Source organism: Streptomyces lavendofoliae, from assembly GCF_014649735.1.
Taxonomy (GTDB): domain Bacteria; phylum Actinomycetota; class Actinomycetes; order Streptomycetales; family Streptomycetaceae; genus Streptomyces; species Streptomyces lavendofoliae.
Genome location: NZ_BMTP01000006.1, coordinates 278,587 through 301,490, shown reverse-complemented (window position 1 = coordinate 301,490; position 22,904 = coordinate 278,587). Strand labels below are relative to the sequence as shown.

At 74.3% G+C, this 22,904-nt stretch carries 23 protein-coding genes; 7 read left to right on the top strand and 16 right to left on the bottom strand.

From position 1 onward, the window contains the following. Positions 1 to 22: 22 nt before the first annotated feature. A complete protein-coding gene (locus IE109_RS14215) occupies positions 23 to 1,261 on the bottom strand; it encodes an FUSC family protein (protein ID WP_189551312.1) in 1,239 nt (412 codons plus the stop codon). 135 nt (positions 1,262 to 1,396) lie between these two features. Between IE109_RS14215 and IE109_RS14210 the strand changes: the two genes are divergently transcribed. After that, positions 1,397 to 2,206: an SDR family oxidoreductase gene (locus IE109_RS14210; RefSeq protein WP_189551196.1), complete on the top strand. Its 810-nt coding sequence runs from the start codon at positions 1,397 to 1,399 to the stop codon at positions 2,204 to 2,206. Between the two features lie 106 nt (positions 2,207 to 2,312). Here IE109_RS14210 and IE109_RS14205 read toward each other — a convergent pair whose 3' ends face one another. The 5 genes from IE109_RS14205 to IE109_RS14185 form a co-directional block, all read right to left on the bottom strand. Beyond that, positions 2,313 to 3,971, bottom strand: coding sequence for a catalase (locus IE109_RS14205; RefSeq protein WP_189551195.1), 1,659 nt, complete (start codon positions 3,969 to 3,971; stop codon positions 2,313 to 2,315). A 103-nt stretch (positions 3,972 to 4,074) separates the two neighbouring features. Then, positions 4,075 to 4,860, bottom strand: a complete 786-nt coding sequence (locus IE109_RS14200) for a metallophosphoesterase family protein (protein ID WP_189551194.1) — start codon at positions 4,858 to 4,860, stop codon at positions 4,075 to 4,077. Continuing rightward, a complete protein-coding gene (locus tag IE109_RS14195) occupies positions 4,857 to 5,111 on the bottom strand; it encodes a hypothetical protein (RefSeq protein WP_189551193.1) in 255 nt (84 codons plus the stop codon). Before IE109_RS14195 ends, IE109_RS14200 begins: the two co-directional genes overlap by 4 nt. Beyond that, positions 5,108 to 5,992 (bottom strand): nucleotidyltransferase family protein, encoded by an 885-nt coding sequence (locus IE109_RS14190; protein WP_373297702.1) that lies wholly within the window; start codon positions 5,990 to 5,992, stop codon positions 5,108 to 5,110. The genes IE109_RS14195 and IE109_RS14190 overlap by 4 nt, the downstream gene beginning before the upstream one ends. Before the next feature lie 77 nt (positions 5,993 to 6,069). Next, on the bottom strand, positions 6,070 to 7,914 hold the full coding sequence (locus IE109_RS14185) for a collagen-binding domain-containing protein (RefSeq protein ID WP_189551192.1): 1,845 nt from the start codon (positions 7,912 to 7,914) through the stop codon (positions 6,070 to 6,072). Between the two features lie 134 nt (positions 7,915 to 8,048). Between IE109_RS14185 and IE109_RS14180 the strand changes: the two genes are divergently transcribed. Next, positions 8,049 to 9,989, top strand: coding sequence for an ABC transporter ATP-binding protein (locus IE109_RS14180; protein ID WP_189551191.1), 1,941 nt, complete (start codon positions 8,049 to 8,051; stop codon positions 9,987 to 9,989). A 1-nt stretch (position 9,990) separates the two neighbouring features. Here IE109_RS14180 and IE109_RS14175 read toward each other — a convergent pair whose 3' ends face one another. Continuing rightward, positions 9,991 to 10,836 (bottom strand): GNAT family N-acetyltransferase, encoded by an 846-nt coding sequence (locus IE109_RS14175; RefSeq protein ID WP_189551190.1) that lies wholly within the window; start codon positions 10,834 to 10,836, stop codon positions 9,991 to 9,993. A 47-nt stretch (positions 10,837 to 10,883) separates the two neighbouring features. On the opposite strand from IE109_RS14175, the gene IE109_RS14170 reads away from it, so the two are divergent. Further along, the gene (locus IE109_RS14170; protein WP_189551189.1) at positions 10,884 to 11,492 is read left to right on the top strand and encodes a DUF6629 family protein; all 609 of its coding nucleotides are present in this window, start codon (positions 10,884 to 10,886) and stop codon (positions 11,490 to 11,492) included. Here the strand turns inward: IE109_RS14170 and IE109_RS14165 are convergent. The 4 genes from IE109_RS14165 to IE109_RS14150 all read right to left on the bottom strand — a co-directional run bounded on the left by IE109_RS14165 (position 11,489) and on the right by IE109_RS14150 (position 14,659). Next, the gene (locus IE109_RS14165) at positions 11,489 to 12,265 is read right to left on the bottom strand and encodes an amino acid ABC transporter ATP-binding protein (protein ID WP_189551188.1); all 777 of its coding nucleotides are present in this window, start codon (positions 12,263 to 12,265) and stop codon (positions 11,489 to 11,491) included. The genes IE109_RS14170 and IE109_RS14165 overlap by 4 nt on opposite strands. 8 nt (positions 12,266 to 12,273) lie before the next feature. After that, complete coding sequence (locus IE109_RS14160) at positions 12,274 to 13,074, bottom strand: amino acid ABC transporter permease (RefSeq protein ID WP_229891010.1); 801 nt, start codon at positions 13,072 to 13,074, stop codon at positions 12,274 to 12,276. Beyond that, positions 13,071 to 13,919 (bottom strand): ABC transporter substrate-binding protein, encoded by an 849-nt coding sequence (locus IE109_RS14155; RefSeq protein ID WP_189551186.1) that lies wholly within the window; start codon positions 13,917 to 13,919, stop codon positions 13,071 to 13,073. Before IE109_RS14155 ends, IE109_RS14160 begins: the two co-directional genes overlap by 4 nt. A 230-nt stretch (positions 13,920 to 14,149) precedes the next feature. After that, the gene (locus IE109_RS14150) at positions 14,150 to 14,659 is read right to left on the bottom strand and encodes a GNAT family N-acetyltransferase (RefSeq protein WP_189551185.1); all 510 of its coding nucleotides are present in this window, start codon (positions 14,657 to 14,659) and stop codon (positions 14,150 to 14,152) included. Between the two features lie 209 nt (positions 14,660 to 14,868). Between IE109_RS14150 and IE109_RS14145 the strand changes: the two genes are divergently transcribed. The 3 genes from IE109_RS14145 to IE109_RS14135 all read left to right on the top strand — a co-directional run bounded on the left by IE109_RS14145 (position 14,869) and on the right by IE109_RS14135 (position 17,095). Beyond that, a complete protein-coding gene (locus tag IE109_RS14145; protein WP_189551184.1) occupies positions 14,869 to 15,291 on the top strand; it encodes a DUF4345 domain-containing protein in 423 nt (140 codons plus the stop codon). A 78-nt stretch (positions 15,292 to 15,369) separates the two neighbouring features. Continuing rightward, complete coding sequence (locus tag IE109_RS14140; RefSeq protein ID WP_189551183.1) at positions 15,370 to 15,792, top strand: cold shock domain-containing protein; 423 nt, start codon at positions 15,370 to 15,372, stop codon at positions 15,790 to 15,792. A 67-nt stretch (positions 15,793 to 15,859) separates the two neighbouring features. Beyond that, entirely contained in the window at positions 15,860 to 17,095 is a 1,236-nt protein-coding gene (locus IE109_RS14135; protein WP_189551310.1) for a cytochrome P450 family protein, read from the top strand. Here the strand turns inward: IE109_RS14135 and IE109_RS14130 are convergent. Both IE109_RS14130 and IE109_RS14125 read right to left on the bottom strand, forming a co-directional pair. Beyond that, positions 17,063 to 17,311, bottom strand: coding sequence for a hypothetical protein (locus IE109_RS14130; RefSeq protein ID WP_189551182.1), 249 nt, complete (start codon positions 17,309 to 17,311; stop codon positions 17,063 to 17,065). The two genes, IE109_RS14135 and IE109_RS14130, sit on opposite strands and share 33 nt — an antisense overlap. A 65-nt stretch (positions 17,312 to 17,376) precedes the next feature. Continuing rightward, positions 17,377 to 17,856, bottom strand: a complete 480-nt coding sequence (locus tag IE109_RS14125) for an NUDIX hydrolase (RefSeq protein WP_189551181.1) — start codon at positions 17,854 to 17,856, stop codon at positions 17,377 to 17,379. Positions 17,857 to 17,935: 79 nt separating this feature from the next. On the opposite strand from IE109_RS14125, the gene IE109_RS14120 reads away from it, so the two are divergent. After that, the gene (locus IE109_RS14120; RefSeq protein WP_189551180.1) at positions 17,936 to 18,718 is read left to right on the top strand and encodes a uracil-DNA glycosylase; all 783 of its coding nucleotides are present in this window, start codon (positions 17,936 to 17,938) and stop codon (positions 18,716 to 18,718) included. On the opposite strand, the gene IE109_RS14115 is transcribed toward IE109_RS14120, so the two are convergent. Genes IE109_RS14115 through IE109_RS14105 form a run of 3 tightly spaced genes read right to left on the bottom strand, consistent with a single transcriptional unit; the run spans position 18,705 to position 22,653 of the window. Continuing rightward, positions 18,705 to 19,844 carry an FAD-dependent oxidoreductase gene (locus tag IE109_RS14115; RefSeq protein ID WP_229891005.1) on the bottom strand — a complete coding sequence of 380 codons (1,140 nt, stop codon included), beginning with the start codon at positions 19,842 to 19,844 and terminating at the stop codon, positions 18,705 to 18,707. The genes IE109_RS14120 and IE109_RS14115 overlap by 14 nt on opposite strands. After that, complete coding sequence (locus IE109_RS14110; RefSeq protein WP_189551179.1) at positions 19,841 to 21,220, bottom strand: FAD-dependent oxidoreductase; 1,380 nt, start codon at positions 21,218 to 21,220, stop codon at positions 19,841 to 19,843. Before IE109_RS14110 ends, IE109_RS14115 begins: the two co-directional genes overlap by 4 nt. Then, positions 21,217 to 22,653: an FGGY family carbohydrate kinase gene (locus IE109_RS14105; RefSeq protein WP_189551178.1), complete on the bottom strand. Its 1,437-nt coding sequence runs from the start codon at positions 22,651 to 22,653 to the stop codon at positions 21,217 to 21,219. The genes IE109_RS14110 and IE109_RS14105 overlap by 4 nt, the downstream gene beginning before the upstream one ends. Positions 22,654 to 22,904: the final 251 nt, after the last annotated feature.

Below are 22,904 nucleotides of genomic sequence, written 5' to 3'. Positions count from 1 at the left end.
GCGTCCCGGGGCCGTACGGGGTTCAGCTCTCCACCCCGGGCCGCCGTTCCGCGCCGCCCTCGCCGCGCAGCCGGCGGCGCAGCGCCGCCAGACGCGGGTGGCGCTCGCTCAGCTCGGCCGAGCGCCGGTCCAGCTCCTGCATCAGCCGCTCGCTGCGCTTGTCGAGGTCCAGCTCGTCGAGGATCCGGTCGATCTCGGCCAGCAGCGCACCGTGCAGTTGCCACTGGCGGGGATGCTCCCGCACGTCCTCCAGCAGCATTTCGGCGACCCGGTCGCGGGTGACCCGGCTCGCGGCCAGGGCGGCGGTCAGCCGCTCCTCGGCGTCCTCCGCGTTGGCGGCCACCTGGGTGGTGATCAGCAGGGCGAAGCTCTCGATGGCGTCGGCCATCTCCTCGAACAACTCCTTGAGCCCCGCCGACACGTCCGCCGGGAACAGGGACTCCTCCGTACGGAACTTGGCCAGGTCGGTCATGCTCCGGGTCAGCACCCGCAGCACCACGGCGCAGATCTCCAGCGTGTCCAGACCGGTGCGGAGCACCACCCGGGACAGCAGCCCCTCCCGCACGCGGGGGTTCATCCGCAGGCTCTCCTCGGCCTGCCGCAGCGACGCGTCGACCTCCACGATGTCGTGGTCCAGCCGGCGCGCCTCGTGCAGCCGGGCGGCGGCGTGCGGGAACGGGATGTGGCCCTCGGCGATCTCCGCGCCCATGGAGCGGAACATGCGGCCCATCGCACGGGCCAGTCCGTCGATGGACGCCCCGGCCGACTGCGTCCACACCGGCGGCGCGAACAGCAGGTTGAAGAGCAGTCCTACCCCGGCGCCGATCAGCGTCTCCAGCACCCGGTGCCAGGCCGCGGAAGTCGCCTGGGACACACCGAGGACGAGCATCGCGCTGATCGCGACCTCGGGGACGAACTCGTCCACCCGCACGAACCGGCCGATGATCAGCGAGGTGAAGATCGTCAGGCCGAGACTCCACCAGGTCAGTCCGACCAGGGCGGTGAACCCGATGGCGATGAGGACCCCGACGACGACCGAGTTGACGCGCCGGATCCCGGTGGTGAGGGTCGCGTACAGGGTGACCTGGACGACCAGGAGAGCGGTCAGGGGAGCGGTCAGCGGCGCGGGTTGCGCCGGCAGGACCATCAGGGCGACGACGAAGGAGATGACGGCGGCGGCCGTGGAACGCAGGGTCTGCGCCGCGACGGGTTCGGTGGTCCGCCGCACCAGTTTGATCACGGGTGCTGATACGTCCGGCATCCCCTTCACGTGCCCGATCATGAGCAACTCAGCACACTTCAGTCCCAGGAACCCCTCGTACGCCGTTTCGCCTCACCCGTCACGTGGTACCGCCAAGGTCCTGAGCGCATGTCACGAACTCGCCGAGGAGGCACGATGAACCCGCCCGTGAACCGGGGCACTCCCGTCGCCGTCGTCACCGGCTCCGACTCCGGCATCGGCCGGGCCACCGCCGTACGACTCGCCGCCGAGGGCATGGACGTCGGCATCACCTGGCACGCCGACGAGGAGGGCGCGCGGCGGACCGCCGAGGAGGTGCGGGGGCACGGCCGTCGCGCCGCGATCGCGCACCTCGACCTGACGCGGCTGCCGGAAGCCGCCGGCGTCGTGGACGAGCTGGCCGGCGAACTCGGCCGGATCGACGTCCTGGTGAACAACGCCGGCACCGGCACGGCCACGCCCTTCCTGGACATGTCCTACGACACCGTCCGGGAGGTGCTGGACGTCGACCTGATCGGGCCGTTCCTCTGCTCGCAGGCCGCCGCGCGCCGCATGATCGAGCAGGGCGACGGCGGGCGGATCGTGAACGTGACGTCCGTGCACGAGCACCAGCCCCGTGTCGGGGCGGCGCCCTACTGCGCGGCCAAGGGCGGGCTCGGGCTGCTCACCCAGGTCATGGCGCTGGAGCTGGCGGAGTACGGCATCACCGTGAACGCCGTCGCGCCCGGCGAGATCGCCACCCCGATGACCGGCCAGGACGACGAGGACGTCCGCAGGCAGTCCCGCCCGGGTGTGCCCCTGGGACGCCCGGGTGACGCGCGGGAGGTCGCCTCGGTGATCGCGTTCCTGGCGGGGGAGGACGCGTCGTACGTCACCGGCGCCTCCTGGGTCGTGGACGGCGGCATGCTCCGGATGGGCCCGCAGGCCGGCTCCCACCTGGAGAGCGACGCCTGGCGCCGCCCCTGACCCCGCCGCGCGGGCGGTTCACCGGGCGGACCCGCCGCGGTCCGGGTCCGGCCGTGCGCGAGGGCCCCGCCGGTGACGGCGGGGCCCTCGGTCACGGCGCGGCGGATCAGCGGGTGACGGCGTGCCGCTCGTTGGGCACGCAGTGCGTCATCGTCAGACCCTCGACGTCCCGGGGCGGGTTGTCCCCGAGGTTGGCCAACCGCTTGCGGTCCTCGTCGGTGAGGTCCTGGCTCGCCAGGGGTTCGAGGTGCGCCACATCCCGTGGGGCGATGCCGAGGCCCTCGCCGACGCGCAGCCCCAGGTCGTTCTCGACGAGCAGGAAGTGCCAGACCATCCGTTCCTGCACCGGCCGGTCGCACTGCTTCAGCAGCCCGACGAAGTTGGCCACCAGGTCGTCCCGCTCCCACTGCTCCATCAGCAGGTAGCGCTGGCCGGCCTGGAGGTAGTCGTTGGTCCGGGGGATCCGCTTGCGGGTGAGCCTGCCGCGGATCTCCGGGCCCTGCTCGTCGTGCGTGGGATACCGGCCCTCGCGCAGCCCGCCCCGGATCGACGGCTCGTAGTTGACGTCGGCGTTCTCACCGGCGCCGTCCACGTGGTACGTCATCAGCCCGTCGCGCTGGTTGGTCCGGACGTCCGCGTTCTTCGCCCGGTTGACGGGCAGCTGGAGGTAGTTCGGGCCCACCCGGTAGCGCTGGGTGTCGCTGTACGAGAAGGTCCGGCCGACCAGCATCTTGTCGTCCGAGAAGTCCAGGCCGTCCACCAGCACACCCGTGCCGAAGGAGATCTGCTCGTTCTCGGCGAAGAAGTTCTCCGGCATCCGGTCGAGCACCATCCGGCCGACCGCCTTCGGCGGGAAGTCCTGCTCCGGCCAGGTCTTGGTGTCGTCCAGCGGGTCGAAGTCCAGCTCCGGGTGGTCGTGGTCGTCCATCATCTGGACGAGGAGCTCCCACTCCGGGTACTCGCCGCGCCCGACCGCCTCGTAGAGGTCCTTGGTCGCGTGGCCGAGGCCCTGCGCCTGCACGTTCGCGGCGTCCTCCTCGGTCATGCTCCGCACGCCCTGCTTGGGCATCCAGTGGTACTTGACCAGCTTGGTCTCGCCCTGCGCGTTCACCCACTTGTAGGTGTTGACGCCGAAGCCCTGCATATGGCGGTAGTCGGCCGGGATGCCGCGCGGGCTGAACAGATTGACCAGCATGTGCATCGACTCCGGCGTCTGCGACATGAAGTCGAAGATCCGGCGCGGCTGCTGCTCGAAGCTGACCGGGTTCGGTTTGAGGGCGTGGATCACGTCGGGGAACTTGATGGCGTCCCGGATGAAGAAGACGCCCAGGTTGTTGCCGACGAGGTCCCAGTTGCCGTCCTCGGTGTAGAACTTCACGGCGAAGCCGCGTGGGTCGCGCGCCGCCTCGGAGGAGTCACGCCCGCCGATCACCGTGGAGAAGCGGACGGCCAGGTCGGTGCGCTTGCCGCGCTCCTGGAAGAGCTTGGCGCGGGTGTAGCGGCTGATCGGTTCGTCGCCCCACGCGCCGTACGCCTCGAAGTAGCCGTAGGCCGTCACTCCCCGCGCGTGGACGACACGCTCGGGGATGCGCTCCCGGTCGAAGTGGCTGATCTTCTCCAGGAACTGGTAGTTCTCCAGCGTCGCGGGGCCCCGGGCCCCGACCGTGCGCTGGTTCTGGTTGTCGTAGACCGGGTGGCCCTGCCGGTTGGTGAGTACCTTCCGGTCGTCGTCGGGGGCGGGACCCCGGCTCGAAACGTCCGTCACGATCCTCGGCTCCTCTGCTTCTCTTGTGCGCTTACGTCCGGAATTCGACCTATGTGTGGCAGTATGCCCCGTCACTGGCCTCCCGGGGCGTCCGGGCGGCGCACTAGTGGGCACCCACCGCGCCGGCCCGTGCCGTCACACCGCCGTCGCCCGCCGCGCCCCCGGCGTGCACCGGCAGGTGGTAGACGGCGAAGGCCCGGCCGATCACCGGCTGGGCGACATTGCGCACCCGTACGCCCTCGCCGGTCATCCCGTGCTCGGTCCCGTGGTGGGCGTGGCCGTGCACGGCGAGGTCGGCGCCGCCCTCGTCCAGCGCCTCGGCCAGCAGGTAGCTCCCCAGGAACGGATAGATCTCCAGCGGCTCACCCGCGAGGGTGTCCGGCACGGGCGCGTAGTGCGTCAGCGCGATCCGTACGGCGCAGTCCGCCTCCCGCAGCATCGTCAGGGACTTCCGCAGGCCGTCCGCGCAGCGCCGGGTGTAGCGGATGAAGTCCTTCATCTCCGGCTCGCCGAACTCACCGCCGCTGCGCCCGGCGAAACCGCCGCCGAACCCCTTCGTCCCGGCGACGCCGACGCGCACGCCGCCGATGTCCAGCACCGTGCCCTCGCCCTCCAGGACGGTCACCCCCGCCCGGTCGAGCGCCGCGGTGACCTCGGCCTCCTGGTCGCTCTGGTAGTCGTGGTTGCCCAGGACGGCGACCACCGGCACGCCCAGTCCGGCCACCTCCCCGGCCACGACCTCGCCCTCCTCGGCGGTTCCGTGCCGGGTCAGGTCGCCGGCGAGCAGCAGCAGGTCCGCCTGCTCGTGCAGCGTGTCGAAGGCCGGCCGCAGGGTGCCCGCGCTGCCGGGGCCCAGGTGGATGTCGCCGACGGCCGCTACTCGGATCACGACAGCTCCTCGGGGTGGTCGGGGGCGTCCGCGCAGACGACGACCAGGTCCTCGCGCAGCGGCAGCCCGGCCAGTTCCTCCTGCGCGATCCGCAGGATCTCGGCCCGGCAGTCCGCGCTGGCGACGGTGCCGTACAACATCACCCCGGTACCGCGCTGCTCGATCCTGATGCCCAGCTCGGCGATGTCCTCGCTGGCCAGCCGGTCCCGCAGGTGCGCGATGCGGTACTCGGCGGTGTCGGCGGCGCTCATGGCGTTGCCTCCCGTGGTTCGATCACGTTCAGGCGCTCCAGCAGGTACAGGAACGCCTCGGGCATCGGGGAGCCTTCGTTCTCCCGGCGCAGCAGGTCCCAGTCGATCTTCTCCCGCAGGGTGCGGGCGATCGGCAGGACGGCGCCGAAGTCGCAGTGGTGCTCGGAGAAGGCGGCCAGCAGGCTGCCCACCAGGTCGGTCGGCGCCAGCACCGGCATCCGTACCGAGTCCACCGGCAGGGTGTGGGCCCGGTCCAGCAGGTCCCGGGTCACCGGGTGCCGGGCCAGCTCGAAGATCAGGTCGATCTCCTCGCCGTGGCTCCGCGCCTTTATCAGCCAGTCCTCCGGCGGCACTCGCACCTGGATGCCGGCGGCCTCCAGGTCCTCGGCGATCGCCTGGGCGTCCTCGCGGAGGATGGCGAAGTCGGTGTCGTGCTGGAGGCTCTTCGGCACCCCGTGCGCGTACGCCGCCACGCTGCCGGCCAGGGCGAACGGGTGGCCGGCGGCCTTGAGCAGCGCCGCCACCTGCTTGGTGGCCTCCAGGATGGCCTGCGTACGGTCCGGGGGGTGGCTGCCCGCGGGGCCTCCGGGGACCGCGGGGAGGGCGGGGCCTCCGGGGACCGTGGCGCCCTCGGCCCCCGCGCCGGCCGTGCCGCCCGCGGCGCCTGCGGGGCGGCCGGGGGTGCCGGGACCGCCGGGGGTGTCAGGGGCGCCGGCCGGTGTCGTGCCGCCCGTGGGGGTGCCCGGGAGCGCGTCGCGCGGCTCGCCCTCCACGGCTCTGCCCCCGGCCAGCCGGAGCCCCAGGGGGCCGGTCGACCGGTTGGGGTCGTCGGGCCCGGGCGGTCCGTCGGACCGGGTGGCGTCTTGCGAGTGGTTCCTCACGGGTGCTCAGCCCTCCTCGTCGGCCTGCGGGAGGCGGTTCGGGTACCCGGACTCCCGCCATTTATGGGCGGTCCCGCTCACTGCCCGGGGTCCCGGCGAGCACGGCGGGACGCCCTGGTCAGGGCGGTACCGATGGCCACGAGCAGGGCGGCCGCGGCACCCAGGAGCCAGAGCCTCGTCCGGGAGCCGGTGTCCGCCATGGCGGACACCGCGGCGGTGCCGGGCGGCGTGTCCGGCGCGCCGCCGCCGGACGCGGTGCCGGGGGCGGAGTCCTGGGCGGGCGAGACTTCGGCGGGGGAGGGCCCGGAACCGGGGCGGGTGTCCGTGGCGGCTTCGGCGGGGGCGGCCGGGCCGGTGCCCGGCTCCGCCTCCCCCTCCCCGGCCGCCCCCGGACCCGGCTTCGCCTCCGGGTCCGGCTCCCGGCCCGTGTCCGGGCCCACCCCCGCCTCCGCCTTCCGGCCCGGCTCCCCCGCCGGGCCCGGCTCCGTGCCCGGCTTCGCCTCCGGACCCGGTTCCGGCTCCGCCCCCGCCATCCGTACCGCCTCCGGGGCCGCCGCACGGCCCGGTGACGGTAGGGGGGCGGGCGCCGCGGTCCGGTCGCACTCCGGCTCCGCGGCGAACGGGGCGCTGCGGACGCCGCCCGCCCGGGGGGTCGACCGGAGCGAGCGGACCACGACGTCGCCCTCGATGTCGGCCGGGCTCCGGTCGGTCAGCTCCGCACGCGGTGCGTAGACCGAACCGCGCAGGGTGTCCCCGGCCGCCAGGGTCAGGTGCGTGGTGTCGGCGAAGGTCCACAGGACGTACCGCGCGTCCCCGTCGTCGAGGCCCGTCGTCCTCGGCGTGCGCCAGGACAGCGCGCCGCCCTCGGCGGTGGTGTCGACGGCGACCACGAGGGGCCTGGTCGCCGTGGGCCGGTTCTCCACCACCAGTTCCCGGACGGCGGCGAGCTGTGCGCCGGTCAGCCGCAGGACGTTCGTACGGTCGTCGGCGAGCCGGATGCGCACCGTGCTGCCGGGTGCGTGGGTGGCACGGTGCGGGGTCACCGTGGCCGGACAGCGGGCCAGGGCGTCGGCGTGCCGCCGGTGGCCGGTGAACAGGGCGCCGAAGTCCAGCGGCCCCCGGGCGGGGCCCACCGACGCGGGCGGCTGGGCGGTGGTCAGCTCGACGCGCGGTGTCGTGCCGTAGCCGGCCCCGGCGGCCACCAGGCGGGTCTTCACCGGCGCGCCGTCCATGCCGGTGGTCCGGGCGGCGGCGCCGGTCAGGTCGCCGACCTTGACGTAGTGGTCGCCGGCCACCCGCAGGACCGCGTCGGCCGCGCTGTCGGGGAGGTCGACCGTGCCGTGCACCAGGAGGCCGGTGGGGCGGGCGTCGCCGGGCGCCGTGTAGCCGCCCGCGCGGTGCGGCGCGATGCCGAACCGGGAGCCGAGGGTCAGGTCGCCGCCCACCGCGACGGGCGTGGCGGCGCCGGTACCGGCCAGCAGCGCGTCCCGCCGCGTCACGACGCCGAAGCCGAGGTTCGGGGCCATCGGATTGCCGGTCGCGGACGGCGCCTGCGCCGTGAGCGCCCCCGACACCCGGACACCGGTGGTACGCGCCACCCCCGGCGCCCCGGCGGCCCCCTCGGCACCGCGCACCCGAAGGGCGACGCGCCCCCCGTTCCTTCCGCGCTGCCGCGCAGCGCCGGGTCCGCCGTGCCCCGCGCGCGCTTCCGACCCGCCGCCCACGTCCGGCCCGCCGGGCGCGCCCCGCTCGCCGGCACCCTCCGGCGCCTCGCGCGCCGGCCATCGCGTCCCCTGGGCAGTGGCCGCCCGGTCCGCCCCGGGGATTCGGTGCCGCTCGGGCGTGGAGGCCGTGGTGCCGGGGCTCATCGCGCACAACCCGCACAGCACGGCCGGAAGCACGACCAGTCCAGTCATTCGCATAGCGGTGAAAATAGGATCATCTGATCCATGTGGATCGCGACGCGCCCACCCCACAAGGGGACGTTTCACCCGATCGGCGGCGGGGGAGCGGTGCTGCGACGGCAACGGGGCCGTGGCAACCGGGGGTGGGAATCGTGCGTGACAAGAAGCTGTTCCGGCGGGCCTGGAAGGCGGAGCCGCCCATCTCCGACAGCGAGCGCGAACTCTTCGGCGGCGCCCTGCGCTTCGACTACGGCTGGGTCACGCACGAGTACGCCATGCTGGACCTCAAGCCCCTGTCCGCAGTCCGCGCCCTGCCCCACCTCGTCGGCGGCACCCTGCGCATCGCCTGGGAGGCGGACCGGCGTTCCCTGCTGACCGTCGGGCTCACCGAGGTCGGCCAGGGCATCGCCCAGGCGCTGGGACTGCTCCTGACGAACCAGGTCCTGCACGCGCTCCTCGCCGAGGGCACCACCGCCGAACGCCTCCGCGCGGCCCTCCCCGCGCTGATCGCCGCCGGGGTGCTCGCCGTCGTCAACGCGGTGCTCGCCAGCCTCTCCACCGCCGGCACCGGCCGCCTGGAACCCAAGGTCGAGCGGCTCGCCACCGAGAAGTACCTGCACCGCGCGGCGGGCGCGGAACTCGAGGCCATCGAGGACGGGGCCTTCCGTAAACTCCTGGACTCCGCCCAGTTCGGCGCGCTGGCCGCCCGGAACCTCATCGGCGCGTGCGTCGGTGCCGTCAACGGCGTCTTCACCATCGTCGCCGCAGCCGGCGTCCTCACCGTGCTGCACCCGGCACTCCTGCCGCTGCTGGTACTGATCACCCTCCCTCGCGGCTGGGGAGCCATGCACGTGGCGCAGCGCCGCTACGCCTCCCGTATGAACTGGATCGAGCACGAACGGGCCGCCCGTCTGGTCAACAACCTCATCACCAGCCGGGAAGCCGCCCAGGAGGTACGCGTCCACCAGGTCGGGCGCTACCTCCTGGACCGGTTCCACGACATGGCGGAGACCTCCGAGGCCGAGCAGACCCGCCTCGCCCACGGACGCGCCGTCACCGAGCTGCTCGCCGCCGCCCTCTCCGGCGTGGCCGCCCTCCTCACCTACGCCACCCTCGGGGTCCTGCTGGTCACCGGCCGCATGGACATCGCCATGGCCGGCACCGCCGCCCTCGCGGTACGCACCGGCTCCGCCAGCCTCAGCGCCCTGATCACGCACATCAACACCCTCCACGAGGAGTCCCTGTACGTCCGCGACCTGGACCGCTTCACCGCCGAGGCCGAGAAGCGGGCCATCCCCGCCGGCGGTACGCCCGTACCGGAGTTCCCCGAGAAGATCACCTTCGAGAACGTGAGCTTCCGCTACCCCGACCGAGACGAACCCGCGCTGAGCGGTGTGTCCCTGACCATCACCGCCGGCTCCGTCGTCGCCCTGGTCGGCGCGAACGGGTCGGGCAAGTCCACCCTCGTCAAGATCCTCGCCGGACTGCACCGGCCGGTCGACGGCCGGGTCCTGTGGGGGGACACCGACCTCGCGGAGGCCGACCGGCTGGACGTCTTCCGCCACGTCGCCGTCCTCGACCAGGACTTCCAGCGCTGGCCCTTCACCCTGCACACCAACATCCGCATCGGACAGCCCGACACCCCGCCGGACACGGGCCGCGTCGAGCGGGCCGCCGCGTACTCGGGCGCCGACCGTCTCGGCGCCACCCTGCCGCGCGGCTACGACACCCTGCTCGCCCGGCAGTTCCGGCACGGCTCCGAACTCTCCGGCGGACAGTGGCAGACGGTCGGCCAGGCCCGCCTGCGCTACCGCGAGACCCCGCTCGTCATCGCCGACGAGCCGACCTCCGCCCTGGACCCCGAGGCGGAGATCGAGTCCTTCCGGCGCATCCGCGCCCTCGCCGGCGAGGGGCGGACCGTGGTGCTGGTCAGCCACCGCATGGCCGGAATCCAGTCCGCCGACGTCATCCACGTACTCCACCGGGGCCGGCTCGTGGAGTCGGGCTCCCACGAGGAGCTGATGGGCCGGCCGGACTCCCGCTACCGGCGCATGTACCTGCTCCAGGCCGAGCAGTACGGCACCGGGAGGTGAGTCACCCCAGTTCCAGGGTGGTGATGCCGAAGACCCGGTCCCCCGCGAACGGACGGACGGGCCCGGTGTACATACGGGCCGTCGCGAACGTCGGCACCAGCCCCCTCGCCTCGGCCATCCGCACGGCGGCCGGGTTCGACTCCGGCACGTCGACGGCGATCCGGTCCGCCCCGGAACCGTCCACGAGCGCGTCCAGCAGCACCTCCGCGTCGCCCGCGGAGTCGGCGAACAGCGGGCCCACCCGGAACCCCTCGTGCGCCGGACGGATCACCCCGTAGCCCGTCACCCGCCCGTCCACCACCCGCGCGAGCGCCAGGTGGCCGGGCGCGTCCAGCCACCGCTCCAGGAACCGGGGCCGCTCGGCCGGGTGGCACCCGGCGTCGTACGCGGCGATCGCGGCGAGCCCCACCTCGGCGGCCGGCACCACACCCGCCCCCGGAGCGCGCCCGGCCACCGAACCCACCCAGCGCGCCGACCGGTGCGCCAGGGCGAATCCCGAGCGGCGGTAGTTGTCCTGCTGCGCGGGCACCCCGTCGAGCCCGACCGTGCGGTCACCCGCGTGCGCCAGCGCCGCCCGCCAGGTGGCCAGGCCGTGCCCCAGGCCGCGCCGGTCCGGTCGCACCAGATAGAAACCGAGGAAGGCGTACGTATCGCTGTAGTTGACCACCGAGACGGCCGACACCGGTTCCCGCTCGCCGTCCAGCCTGCCGAGGAAGAACCCGTCGGGATCCTGCGCGAAGAAGCCCGTCACGTCCCGCAGACCGGGGTTCCAGCCCTCCGCGACCGCCCACTCCCGCACCACCGACCAATCCTCCGGCGTGGCTCGCGACACCTGAAGCGCTGACAAGGGATCTCCTCCCGGCCGTTGTGCGGTCGTCCCCTTACGCTACCCGCATGTGCTGGAACGCGACGGCCGATCTCGCGGCCGGCACCGTCATCGCCACGGTCGGCGCCGTCTGCGTGGTACGCGCCCGGAACCCGCGCGAACTGCCCCTCGCCGCGCTGCCGTTGCTGCTGGGCGCCCATCAGGTCGTGGAGGCCGCGGTCTGGGAGGCCGGCGGCGGCAGCGGCCCGGCGACCCTGGCCTGGGCCGTCATCGCGCTGCCGCTGCTGCCCGTGTGGGTGCCGTTCGGCGTCCTGCTCGTCACCCCGCCCGGACGGCGCGCCCGCCTCGCCGTTCCGGTGGCCGCCGGGCTCGCCACGGCGGCGGCGCTCGCGTACCGCCTCGCCGACGGGCCGGTGACGGCCCACATCCGGGGCCGCACCATCGGCTACGTGCTCGACCTGCCGTACGCGCCCCTGCTCATCGGCGGCTACCTGCTGGCCACGGTCGGCGCGCTGCTCCTGGCGGCCGACCGGGCCCTGCGGCTGCTCGGCGCGGTGATCGCGGCCGGGGCGGCGCTGTGCGTGCTGCTGTGGCGCACCGAGTTCGTCTCCACCTGGTGCGCCTTCGCCGCCGTGGCGTCGCTGATCCTGCTCGCCAGGATCCGGCGCACCGCCTAGGGCGCGTCCGGGCCGGGTGGTTCGGCGGCGGCCGGGTCGAGGATGCGGGTCAGGAAGTGCCGGGTGCGGGCGTGCCGCGGCTCGCCGACGACCTGCGCGGCCGGGCCCTCCTCGACGATCCGGCCCTCGTCCATGAACACCACCCGGTCGGCGACCTCCCGGGCGAAGCTCATCTCGTGCGTGACGACCATCATCGTCATGCCCTCGGCCGCCAGCATCCGCATGACGGCCAGCACGTCACCGACCAGCTCGGGGTCGAGCGCCGACGTCGGCTCGTCGAACAGCATCACCTCCGGGCCCATCGCCAGCGCCCGCGCGATCGCCACCCGCTGCTGCTGCCCGCCCGACAGCTGGGCCGGGTACGCGTCCGCCTTGTCCGCCAGCCCCACCCGCTCCAGGTTGTCCCGGGCGACCCTCGCCGCGTGCCCCTTGGCGCGCCCGAGCACCCGCCGCTGTGGCAGCGTGAGGTTCTCGGTCACCGTCACGTGCGGGAAGAGGTTGAACTGCTGGAAGACCATGCCGATCCGGCGGCGCACGGCGTCGATGTCGACGTCCAGGTCCGTGACCTCCGTACCGCCCACGAACACCTGGCCCCGGGTCGGCTCCTCCAGCAGGTTCACACAGCGCAGCAACGTCGACTTGCCCGAGCCGGACGGCCCGATGACGCACACCACCTCGCCGGTGGCGACCTCCAGGTCGATGCCGCGCAGCACCTCGTTGTCGCCGAAGGACTTGTGCAGGCCGCGGATCTCGATCTCGTTCGGTGTCGGCATCGGCGTCCTCACTTGGCCCTGGCGGCACGGGCCTCGAGGCGTCGCACCACGAAGCTCAGCGGAATGGTCACCAGCAGGTAGCACAGGCCGGCGACGAGGATCGGCGTGGAATTCGCGGTCTGGCTCGCCAGGTCGCGGCCGAACTTGGTCAGTTCGCGCTCGTCCAGCGTCACCCCCAGGAACAGCACCAGCGAGGAGTCCTTGAACAGCAGCACCAGCTCGTTGGTGAGCGGCGGGATGATGATGCGGTACGCCTGCGGGAGGATCACCGACACCATGGCGCGGGCGTGCGAGAAGCCCAGCGACCGGGCGGCCTCCATCTGGCCCTTCGGCACGGCCTGGATGCCGGCCCGGATCGTCTCCGCCATGTAGGCCGCGGCCACCAGCCCGAGGCCGAGGGCGACCTTGCCGTACGTGCCGCCCGGGATCTCCGTACCGGGGAACGCCAGCGGTACGGCGACCCCGACGAAGATGAAGATCAGCAGGGCGGGCAGGCCGCGGAAGATCTCGATGTAGACGCTCGCGGCCCACCGGTAGGGCGCCACCGACGACAGCCGCATCAGGGCGATGAGCAGCCCGAGGACCAGCCCGAAGGCGAACCCGGAGAGGGTGTACACCACCGTGTTGCGCAGCGCGGTGGTGATGATGTCGGGGAACAGCCGCTCGGCGAGGTCGGCCTGCGCGAACTGGTTCTGCAGCCGGTCCCAGTCGGCCAGGACGGCGATCACGACGATGACGGCGACGAAGACCGCGTACTGGGCGCCCTGCGAAATCCGCCTCCGCTGGCGCCTCGTCAGCCGTGAGGTCACGAGCGGGCCTTGGGCAGGGGGCCGATCCACTGCTCGTAGATCTTGTTGTACGTGCCGTCGGCCTTGGCGTCGGTGATCGCCTTGTCGATCGCGGCGCGCAGCTTGTCGTTGCCCTTCTTCACCGAGAAGCCGTACTGCTCACCGGTCTCGATGTTCTGCCCGAGGGCGAAGGCGTCGGCGTTGGCCTTGTCCTTGAGCCAGCCCCGCACGACCGGGTAGTCGATGACGACGGCGTCGACCTGGCCGGTGCGCAGACCGTTCAGCACGGCGTCGGAGCTCTCGAACGCCACCGGGTCGAACCCCTGGCTGGTGGCGTAGCTCTCGCCGGTCGTCTCGGCCTGGGCCCCGAGCTTCAGCTTCTTCGCCTTGACCTCGGCGAGGGTGGTCACACCGCTCTTCTTGGTGGCGAGCAGGGCCTGTGTGGCGTCGAAGTAGGGGACGGAGAAGTCGACGTTCTTCTTGCGGTCCTCGGTGATCGTCATTCCGGCGGCCGCCAGGTCGCACTCGCCGGAGTTGAGGAACGCACCGGTCTTGAAGTTCTCGAACGGGGTGTCGAGGATCTCCTGTTCGACGTCGAGATTCTTCGCCACCAGGTCGACCAGCGCCACGTCGAAGCCGACGATCTTGCCGTCCTGCTCGAACTGGAAGGGCGGGTACGGCAGATGGGTGCACGTCGTGAGCTTGCCCTTCTCCACCACGGGCACCCCGCCCGCCGCCTCGCCGGGCCCCTCGTCGCCGTTGCCGCACCCGGTGGCGGTGAACAGCAGTCCGGCCGCCGCGGCGCCGGCGGTGAAGACGGTACGGGTGCGGTGGGCGCGTCGCTTGCCGCCGGCAGTCCTCGTCACGGTTGACCTCCATGGGCGCGTGGGCGGCCTTCGGACGGCGCCGGGGGTGACGCCGGTGACGCGGCCGCCGGGCGTGATCGTATGACACGGAGGGCGCGCCGTCGCGGAGATCGGCCACGCGGACGCGGACGCGGGCGGGCCCGCCGTCCCGCTCGGCGACCGTCGCTCGTCCCGCGGACACCCGCCTCCGATGCCGCCGGGCCTCCCGGGCCCGCCCCCCCGCGCGGCGCTCATGCCCCCTCGGGCCCGATCCTCCGGCGGAAGCAGACCCGGTCCTGGCCCGGGCCGTCGTAGTCACGGTGCACGGGAACCCCGTCCACCTCGTGGTCGCCGCCCACCACGCTGAACCCCAGCGCCCGGTGGAACGCGACCGCCCCGTCGTTCCCCGGCTCCACCACCGCCCGCACCTCCCGCCGCCCGGCCTCGGCGGCCCGCTCGAAGAAGGCGGTGTACAGCCCGCGCCCCAGGCCCCGCCCCCGCAGCGCCGGGTCGACCCCCACGAAATGGACGAAGCTGTCCTCGTCGTCGTCGGCCGAATGGAAACCGACCAGGAACGCCTTGACCCCCGTGCTGTCCTCCGCGACCAGGCTCGTACCCGCGAAGAACTGCAGGTACAGCCTGGGCAGCGGCGACGACGGTCCGCGGGTCGCCGCGGACGAGGGCGATCCGCCGCACCACCTGTGCGCGCAGTCGGCGAGGGTGCGGTGGTCGGACACGCGCGCCCGGCGCATCATCGGCATGTCTATCCCCTTAAGGCTCGGTGTGCTCGGTGTGCCACCAGCGAGGGTTCGGGTCGCTCCCTCCCCTCCCCACCATGCCGCCCGCCGCGCGACACGGCGCGGCGACACGGAGGAGTGACATCCCCTCCCGTCCCGCCCCACGAGCGCTGCGGCACGATGAAGGCCGGTCACCCGGCGGACGGTGACACGGTGGGAAGTGAGGGGTGGACATGTCGTCACGTCGCGTCCTGCGAGGGGTACTCGTCCTGCTCGCGTTGTTCGTGCTGGTCACCGGCCTGCTGGAGATCGTCGTCGGACCCTCCCTGCTGCCCGGCACCCCGCGGGTCAGCACTACCGTGGACAGCAACTACCGTTTCTTCGCGGGGATCTGGTGCGCGCTCGGCGTCGTCCTGCTGGCCGTCGCCCGGCGCCCGGCCGAGCACGCCACCGCCTTCCGAATGGCGTTCGGCGCCGTGTTCCTCGGCGGTGTCGCCCGTGGCGTGTCGTACCTCGACGTCGGCGCGCCGCACCCCCTGCACACGGCCTTCATCGGGGTGGAACTGCTCCTGCCGCCGCTGATGCTGCTCTGGTACGCCCGGGTGCACCGCACGGCCCCCGCCGGGACGCTGCGGGGGGAGGGCGAACGGCTGTAGATTCACCGCCGAGCCGAGCGGGCCCCAGGGGGACGCGTCCGGGTGGATGAGCAGTGGTGTCGGCGTGGAGGTACGGCTGTGCTGATGATGGGCAAGATCCTGCGGTTCGACGAGGTCCGCGGTTACGGCTTCATCGTCCCCCGGGAAGGGGGCGAGGACGTCTTCATGCACGCGAACGACCTGGTGGACGACAAGTACCTGTACCAGGCGGGCCGCGAGGTGGAGTTCTACCTGGAGATGGGCGACAAGGGGCCCAAGGCCTCGGAGATCCGTCTCGTCCACCAGCCCGCCCGCCGCCCGGTGCCCGACACCGCCCTGGCGCCCAGGGACCACGACGACCCCGACGACGACACGCTCGACGTGCTGTCCACCGCCGAGTTCCAGGCCGAGCTGACCGAGGTCCTCATCGACGCCGACGGCACGCTGACCACCGCCCAGCTCAAACGGGTGCGTACCCGGGTCGCCGAACTGGCCCGCTCGCACGGCTGGGTGGAGGGCTGACGACCCGCGCGGCCCGCCCTCGCAGACGGACAGGAGACCGCTCATGAACGCCGACCGACCGCACCGCATGGACCCCGCCGGTGGCTGCCCGCACGCGGCGAACGCGCGGCTCCTCGCCGAGGGCGCCGTCGCACCCGTCGTCCTCCCCGGCGGCATACCCGGCATGGCCGTGCTCGGCCACGAGGCGTTGAAGCGGTTCCTCACCCACCCCCACGTGGCCAAGGGCGCCGAGCACTTCGCCGCCCTCAGGGACGGGCTGATACCCGACGGCTGGCCCTTGCGCACCTTCGCCACCGTCCAGGGCATGACCACCGCCGACGGCGCCGGCCACCGGCGGCTGCGCTCCCTCGCCGGCCAGGCCCTCACCGCCGGGCGGGTGGCGGAACTGCGCCCCCGTGTCGAAGCCCTGACCGCCCGGCTCCTCGACGATCTGGAGGAGACCGCGAGGACCGGTGACGGCGTCGCCGACCTGCGCCGCCACTTCGCCCTGCCGCTGCCCCTGGGCACCATCTGCGAACTGCTCGGCGTGCCCGCCGAACACCACGACCGGCTGCACCGGCTGTCCAGCCGGCTCGTCTCCACCGACATCGGCCCCGAGGAGGCCATGGCCGCTGACCGGGAGATGGCCGAAACGCTCGGCGCCGTCGTGGCGGCCCGGCGGGCCGGTCCCGGCGACGACCTGACCAGCGCCCTGATCGCCGCTCGCGAGGCGGACGGCGACCGGCTCGGGGAGGCGGAACTCATCGGCACCCTGCTCCTCATGGTCGTCGCCGGTCACGAGACCACGCTGAACCTCATCACCAACGCGGTCCGCGCCCTGTGCGGCCACCGCGACCAGCTCCGGCTGGTCCTCGGCGGAGGCGCCGGCTGGGGCGACGTCGTTGAGGAGACGCTGCGCTGGGACAGCCCCGTGAGCCACTTCCCCTTCCGCTATCCCACCCGCGACCTCACCCTCGACGGCACCCCGATCCCCGCGGGCACCCCCGTACTGGCCGGTTACTCGGCCGCGGGCCGCGACCGGGCCGCCCACGGACCCGACGCCGAGAGGTTCGACGTCACACGCGCCGCACGCGGCACCGGCACCCGGCACCTCTCGCTCGGCCACGGGCCGCACTACTGCCTGGGCGCCCCGCTCGCCAGGCTGGAGGCCACCATCGCCCTGGAGAGGCTCTTCACCCGCTTTCCGGACCTCGACCTCGCCGTGCCCGAGGAACGGCTGCCGCGCGTCCCGAGCTTCGTGGGCAACAGCGTGCGCACCCTGCCCGTACGGCTACGGCTGCGAGGTGGCGGCGCCGCCCGGTGAGCGCAGGGCGGACACCATCCGCAGCAGCCGGGCCTCATTGCCCGTCAGTCCGGCCCGGCGCAGCGCCTCGTCCGCCTCCGCCATCGGCGACGACAGGTACACGCCCGCCATCGGAGCGAGCTCCGGGTCGGTGAGCACCGCCTGTGTCGCCTCCAGCAGCCGTATGTACGCCTGGACGGCGGCGCGCTCACTCATGGTCAGGGTGGTGGTGGTCATCTCTCGCTCCCTGTCGACCGGTTGGTGGGGTCCCCGCCGTACACTCTGGCGCACGCCACTGACAATCAGCCCTCGTCGCGTCCCCGTACGTACTCCGACAGCCGCTCCAGGAACACCCGCTGCCCCGCGACGAGCCGGGGCGCCGCCTCCGCCGGGACCATCCACGCCACCCGGTCGACCTCGGGGAACTCCCGCGTCCGCCCCGATCCGCGCGGCCACTCCATGCTGAACGTGCCGGGCACCACCGCCGCCGGGTCCAGATCCGCCTCCACCGCCCACACGGTGACGATCTTGCCGCCGGCCTGGCGCGTCTCACCGAGCGGCACGAGCTCGCCGTCCGGCACCGGCAGACCGAGCTCCTCCACGAACTCGCGCCGCGCCGCCGCCTCGGGCGTCTCGTCCGGCCCGTACTCGCCCTTGGGGACCGACCACGCCCCCGCGTCCCGGGACGCCCACAGCGGGCCGCCCATATGGGCGACGAGCACCTCCAGCTCCCCGCCCGAGGTGCGGAACAACAACAGGCCGGCGCTTCGCTTCACGGTCATGCCGGGAGTCTGCCCGACGCCCCCCGCGTTAGCGTCGGTACGGGGAACGATCACCCCGAGCGAGGGAGCGGGAGGTCACATGTCCGTGTCCGAGGGGTCCGGCGCCGGCCGGACCGACGACCCCGGCCACCCCGGGCGGGCGGCCGCCGGGGCCCCGTCGGTGCCCGTGCTGGACGAGCGCGTCACGCACTGCCGCGCGTGCCCCCGGCTGGTCGCCTGGCGGGAGCAGGTGGCCCGCGAGGGGCGCCGGGCGTACACCGGGTGGGACTACTGGGCCAGGCCCGTCCCCGGCTTCGGCCCCGACGACGCCCGGCTCCTGGTCATCGGCCTCGCCCCCGCCGCCCACGGCGGCAACCGCACCGGCCGCATGTTCACCGGCGACCGCTCCGGCGACGTCTTGTACGCCGGGCTGCACCAGGTCGGGCTCACCAGCCGGCCGGACGCCACCGACGTCCACGACGGCCTGCGCCTGTACGGGGTGCGCGTCACCGCCCCGGTCCACTGCGCCCCGCCCGCCAACAAGCCCACGCCCGCCGAACGCGACACGTGCCGCCCCTGGCTCGCCGGCGAACTGCGGCTGCTGCGCCCCACCCTGCGTGCCGTCGTCGTCCTCGGTGCCTTCGGCTGGCAGGCCACCCTGCCGGCCCTGGCGGCGGGCGGCTGGACGGTGCCCAGGCCCCGGCCGGTGTTCGCCCACGGGGCGCACACCACCCTGGCCGCCACCGACGGGGGAGCGGACCTGGAACTCTTCGGCTGCTACCACGTCAGCCAGCGCAACACCTTCACCGGCCGGCTCACCCCCGCGATGCTCACGGACGTCCTCGGCCGCGCCGCCACGGCCGCCGGCCTCACCACACCCTGACGCGCACCGGCCCACCGCCCGGATCGACCCGCGCCGCCCACCCGGCGGGCAGCGGCAGCGAACGGGACGGCACGAGCGCGCGCCACACGCGGCGCCGCAGCAGCAGCACGCCGTCCTGGCTCACCACCACCACGGGCCGCACCAGCGGCCGGGCCGCCCGCACCAGGAACCGCCCGCCTCCGGCCCCGAGCCGGTTCGGCACCACCCACCGCAGCGGCGCGTCCGCCACCACCGGCACACCGGCCCCCGGCCAGGGCGCGCGGCCCGACAGGTACGCCAGCACCGGCGCCGCCACCGCCCGTCCCCGCACGACCGCCCCCACGGTCGATGCACCGCCGTGCAGCAGGGCACCCACCGCGAACACGCCCGCCACCGACGTGCGGAACGCGCCGTCCACCGCCGGACCGCGCGTCCCCGGAGCCAGGGCCACCCCGCCCGACCGCGCCAGTTCGTGCTCCGGGACCCACTCACCGGTGAACACCACGGTGTCGCACGCCAGCGTCGCCTCGCGCCCGTCCCCGCGCCGCACCCGCACGCCCGACAACCGACCCCGCCCCAGCAGCCCGGTGACCGCCGTGCCGTCCAGCACCGGCAGCCGCCCGGTGAGCGCGCCGGGCGCCCGCCACCGCTCCCGGGTGACCAGCGCCGCCACCTCCACGCCCGCCCGGCGCAGCGTCCGCACCGCCCGCCGGGCGGCGTCCGGCTCGGTCCCCACGACCACCGCGCGCGTGCCCACGTCCTGGCGGTGGCGGCGCACCGCCCGCCGGAGCTCGCCCCCGGTCAGCACCCCCGCCGGGCGCGTCCCCGGCACCAGCCGGGCCGCGCGCGGGCGTTCCCGGGCGCCCGTCGCCAGAACCACCGCCCGCGCCGCGACCCGCTCCCGGCCGGCCGGGCTCGTCGTGTCGAGCGTCAGCGGGCCCGCCCAGCCCGTGACGGTGACACCGGTACGGAGCACCGCCCCGGCCCGCCGCGCCGCGACCGCCCATCGCCTCACGGCCCCGAGGTCCCGCTCCCGCTCCAGCACCTCCACGGTGCCCGCGCCCAGGGCGGCCAGCCGGGCGGCGGCGCCGAGCCCGGCGGGCCCCGCCCCCACGACGAGCACGTCGACCGTACGCACCGGGGTCACCGCGCCTCCTCGAACAGCGCCCGGACCGCCGCGCCGCAGTAGTACCCCTGGCAGCGCCCGGCGCCGGCCCGGGTCCGGCGCCGCAGCCCGGCCGGTGAGGCGGGCGGGACCGCCGAGGCGAGCGCGTCGCGGATCTCCCCGCGCGTCACCCGCTCGCAGAAGCACACGATCTCGCCGTACGCCGGATCGGCGGCGATGGCCCGCGCGTCGGCGTACGGACGGGGGAACGCCTCGCCCAGGTTGGGCATCCGCACGGCGGGCAGTTCGCGCGCGGGGCCCGGTTCCAGCCCGGCGCCGGCCAGCAGGTCCACCACGTGGGCGGCGATCGCCATGGAGGCGGTCAGTCCCGTCGAGCGGATGCCGCCGACGGTGACGTACCGCTGTCCGGGGTGGCAGGCGATTCGGTAGTCGTCCTCCTCGGTGGCCGCCCGCAGTCCGGCGTAGACGGCCGTGACCTCCTCGTCCAGCAGCGCGGGCACGATCCGCCGGCCCTTCTCCCGCAGGAACGCCAGGCCCTCGGCCGTCGACCCGGTCGCCGTCCTGTCGTCGACGTCCTCGGCGGTGGGGCCGAGCAGGACCTTGCCGTGGACGGTGGGGGAGACCAGCACCCCCTTGCCCAGGGCGGTCGGCACCGGCAGCAGGATGTGCCGGACCAGGTCCCGGGCGAACGCGTCGAACACGATCAGCTGGCCGCGCCGGGGCCGCACGTTGAAGTCGCGGTGTCCGAGCAGCCGGTCCAGCTCGTCCGCGTACAGCCCCGCCGCGTTGACCAGGTACCGGGCGCGCAGCACGCCCCGCGTCGTCACCAGTTCGTGCCCCGGCCGGACGTCGCGCACTTCGCAGCCCAGCAGCAGGTCCACGCCCGCGCGGACGGCCTGCGTGGCGTAGGCGAGCACGGTGGTCCACGGGCAGATGACGCCCTCGCCGGGCACGTCCAGCGCGCCGAGCGCGCCCGGCCCCAGGTGCGGTTCCCGGGCGCGCAGTTCAGCGGCGCCGATCGGCCGGGCGTCCCGGTAGCCGTTCTCCCGTGCCTTGCGCGCCAGCCCCGGCAGCGCGGCGAGCTGCTCCTCGTCCCAGGCGACGAGCAGCGCGCCCAGCGGTTCCACCGGGATGCCGGCCTCGGCGGCGTACCGGGTGAGGAGCCGCTGCCCCTCCCGCACCAGCCGGGCCTCCAGCGAACCGGGGACGGCGTCGAAACCGGTGTGCAGGATCGCGGTGTTGGCCTTCGAGGTGCCTTCGCCGACGTCGTCCGCGGCGTCCACCAGGGCCGTGCGCAGCGGGTAGCGGGCCAGCTCCCTGGCGATGGCCGAGCCGACGACCCCGGCGCCGACGACGACCACGTCGTACGGCTCGGCCGGCAGCGGGCCGCCGGTCACGGCGCGCGCTCCGGCAGCGCGTCCACCGCGGCGCGGAAGGCCGCCATCCGCTCGGCGGCCCTGTCGGCGCCGAGGCGCGGCTCGTACACGGCGGACGGCCGCCACCGGGGCACCGCCTCCCGGAGCGGCAGGCGCGGGTCGAGGCCCAGTCGGGCGAGGGCGCCCGCGCCGAGCGCGGTGGCGTCCGGTGACTCGGCCACCTCCACGGGCAGTCGCAGGAGGTCCGCCTGCGTCTGCATCAGGAGCGCCGAGCGGGTCAGGCCGCCGTCGACGCGCAGGGACGTGAGCGGGGCGCCCAGGTCGGCCCCGGCCGCGGCGGCCAGTTCCACCACCTGGGCGGCGATGCCCTCGCACAGCGCCCGGACCAGGTGCCCGGCCGTCGTGTCGAGCCCGAGGCCGGTCACCGACCCCCGGGCGTCCCCGCGCCACCAGGGGGCGGCGAGACCGGCCAGCGCCGGTACGAAGGTGACGCCGCCCGCGTCCGGGACGGTGGCCCCCACCCGGTCGAGGTCGGCGGCCCCACCGATCACGCCGAGGTCGGTGAGCCAGCGCACGGCGGAGGCGGCGGTGTACACCTGCCCGTCCAGGCAGTACGAGGCGCGCCCGGCGAGCCGCCAGGCCACGCAGCTGACCAGCCCCGAGCCGCCGCGCCGGGGCCGGTCGCCGGTCTGCGCGAGCAGGAACGCCCCCGTACCGTAGGTGCACTTGGCGGCGCCTGGCTCGACGGCGCCCTGGGCCAGCAGCGCGGCCTGCTGGTCGACCAGCAACCCGGTCAGCGGTACGTCGGGGCCGAACGCGCGTGTGCCGCCCACGGGGCCCGCCGCGTCCACGACGCGCGGCAGCCGCTCGCCGGACAGCCCGTACGTCTCCAGCGCCTCCGGCGACCAGGCCACCCGGTCCAGGTCGAGCAGCTGGGTGCGCCCGGCCGTCGCCGCGTCCGTGACGAACTCCCCGGTGAGCCGGTGCACCAGCCAGGCGTCGCTGGTCGTCACCACACCTTCGCGGGTCAGGTGGCGACGGATCCAGGCCATCTTCGGGGCGGCGAAGTACGGATCGAGCGGCAGTCCGGTCAGCTCCCGCAACCGGTCGGCGTGCGGGGCGAGTTCGGAGCAGATCCCCGCGGCGCGTCTGTCCTGCCAGACGACCGCGTCGGTCAGCGGCGTGCCGGTCGCTGGGTCCCAGGCCAGGACCGTCTCGCCCTGGTTGGACAGGCCCACGGCGGCGATCGGCTCCCCGGCGGCGGCCACCGCGCGCCGCCCGGCGTCGACGACCGAACCGAGCAGCTCCTCCGGGTCGACCTCCACCCGGCCGTCCGGCAGGTGACGCGGCCGCACCGGGGAGCGGGCGGAGCCGATGACGCCGCGTTCCGGGCAGATCACCAGGGCTTTGGTGCCCGACGTGCCCTGGTCGACGGCCAGTACGGGGCCCGTCATCGCCCACTCCCGTCCGTTCGTGTCCGTTCGTTCCGGTTCCGTGTCCGCGAGGGGGCGCCGACCCGGCCGGTTGCGGCCGGTCCGGCCCGTCGCGGAACGGTGAAGATCACCGATCGGAAGCGTGGTCCAGACCGGCTCCCCACGTCAAGACCCGTCCGTGACCGGGTGGACACGGAGGGAGGCGGAACCGGCACCGAAGGTTACTGACGGATCATCAATGTCCGCTTCCGAGCGCCTGGTTGCCCTTCTCG

Excerpts from the sequence above, each read along its gene's own strand:
- IE109_RS14215 (WP_189551312.1), bottom strand. The coding sequence starts at position 1,261 with ATGCCGGACGTATCAGCACCCGTGATCAAACTGGTGCGGCGGACCACC.
- IE109_RS14120 (WP_189551180.1), top strand. The coding sequence starts at position 17,936 with ATGTCCGTGTCCGAGGGGTCCGGCGCCGGCCGGACCGACGACCCCGGC.
- IE109_RS14105 (WP_189551178.1), bottom strand. The coding sequence starts at position 22,653 with ATGACGGGCCCCGTACTGGCCGTCGACCAGGGCACGTCGGGCACCAAA.
- IE109_RS14165 (WP_189551188.1), bottom strand. The coding sequence starts at position 12,265 with ATGCCGACACCGAACGAGATCGAGATCCGCGGCCTGCACAAGTCCTTC.
- IE109_RS14125 (WP_189551181.1), bottom strand. The coding sequence starts at position 17,856 with ATGACCGTGAAGCGAAGCGCCGGCCTGTTGTTGTTCCGCACCTCGGGC.
- IE109_RS14210 (WP_189551196.1), top strand. The coding sequence starts at position 1,397 with ATGAACCCGCCCGTGAACCGGGGCACTCCCGTCGCCGTCGTCACCGGC.
- IE109_RS14195 (WP_189551193.1), bottom strand. The coding sequence starts at position 5,111 with ATGAGCGCCGCCGACACCGCCGAGTACCGCATCGCGCACCTGCGGGAC.
- IE109_RS14145 (WP_189551184.1), top strand. The coding sequence starts at position 14,869 with ATGTCGTCACGTCGCGTCCTGCGAGGGGTACTCGTCCTGCTCGCGTTG.
- IE109_RS14170 (WP_189551189.1), top strand. The coding sequence starts at position 10,884 with ATGTGCTGGAACGCGACGGCCGATCTCGCGGCCGGCACCGTCATCGCC.
- IE109_RS14150 (WP_189551185.1), bottom strand. The coding sequence starts at position 14,659 with ATGCCGATGATGCGCCGGGCGCGCGTGTCCGACCACCGCACCCTCGCC.
- IE109_RS14130 (WP_189551182.1), bottom strand. The coding sequence starts at position 17,311 with ATGACCACCACCACCCTGACCATGAGTGAGCGCGCCGCCGTCCAGGCG.
- IE109_RS14135 (WP_189551310.1), top strand. The coding sequence starts at position 15,860 with ATGGACCCCGCCGGTGGCTGCCCGCACGCGGCGAACGCGCGGCTCCTC.
- IE109_RS14185 (WP_189551192.1), bottom strand. The coding sequence starts at position 7,914 with ATGCGAATGACTGGACTGGTCGTGCTTCCGGCCGTGCTGTGCGGGTTG.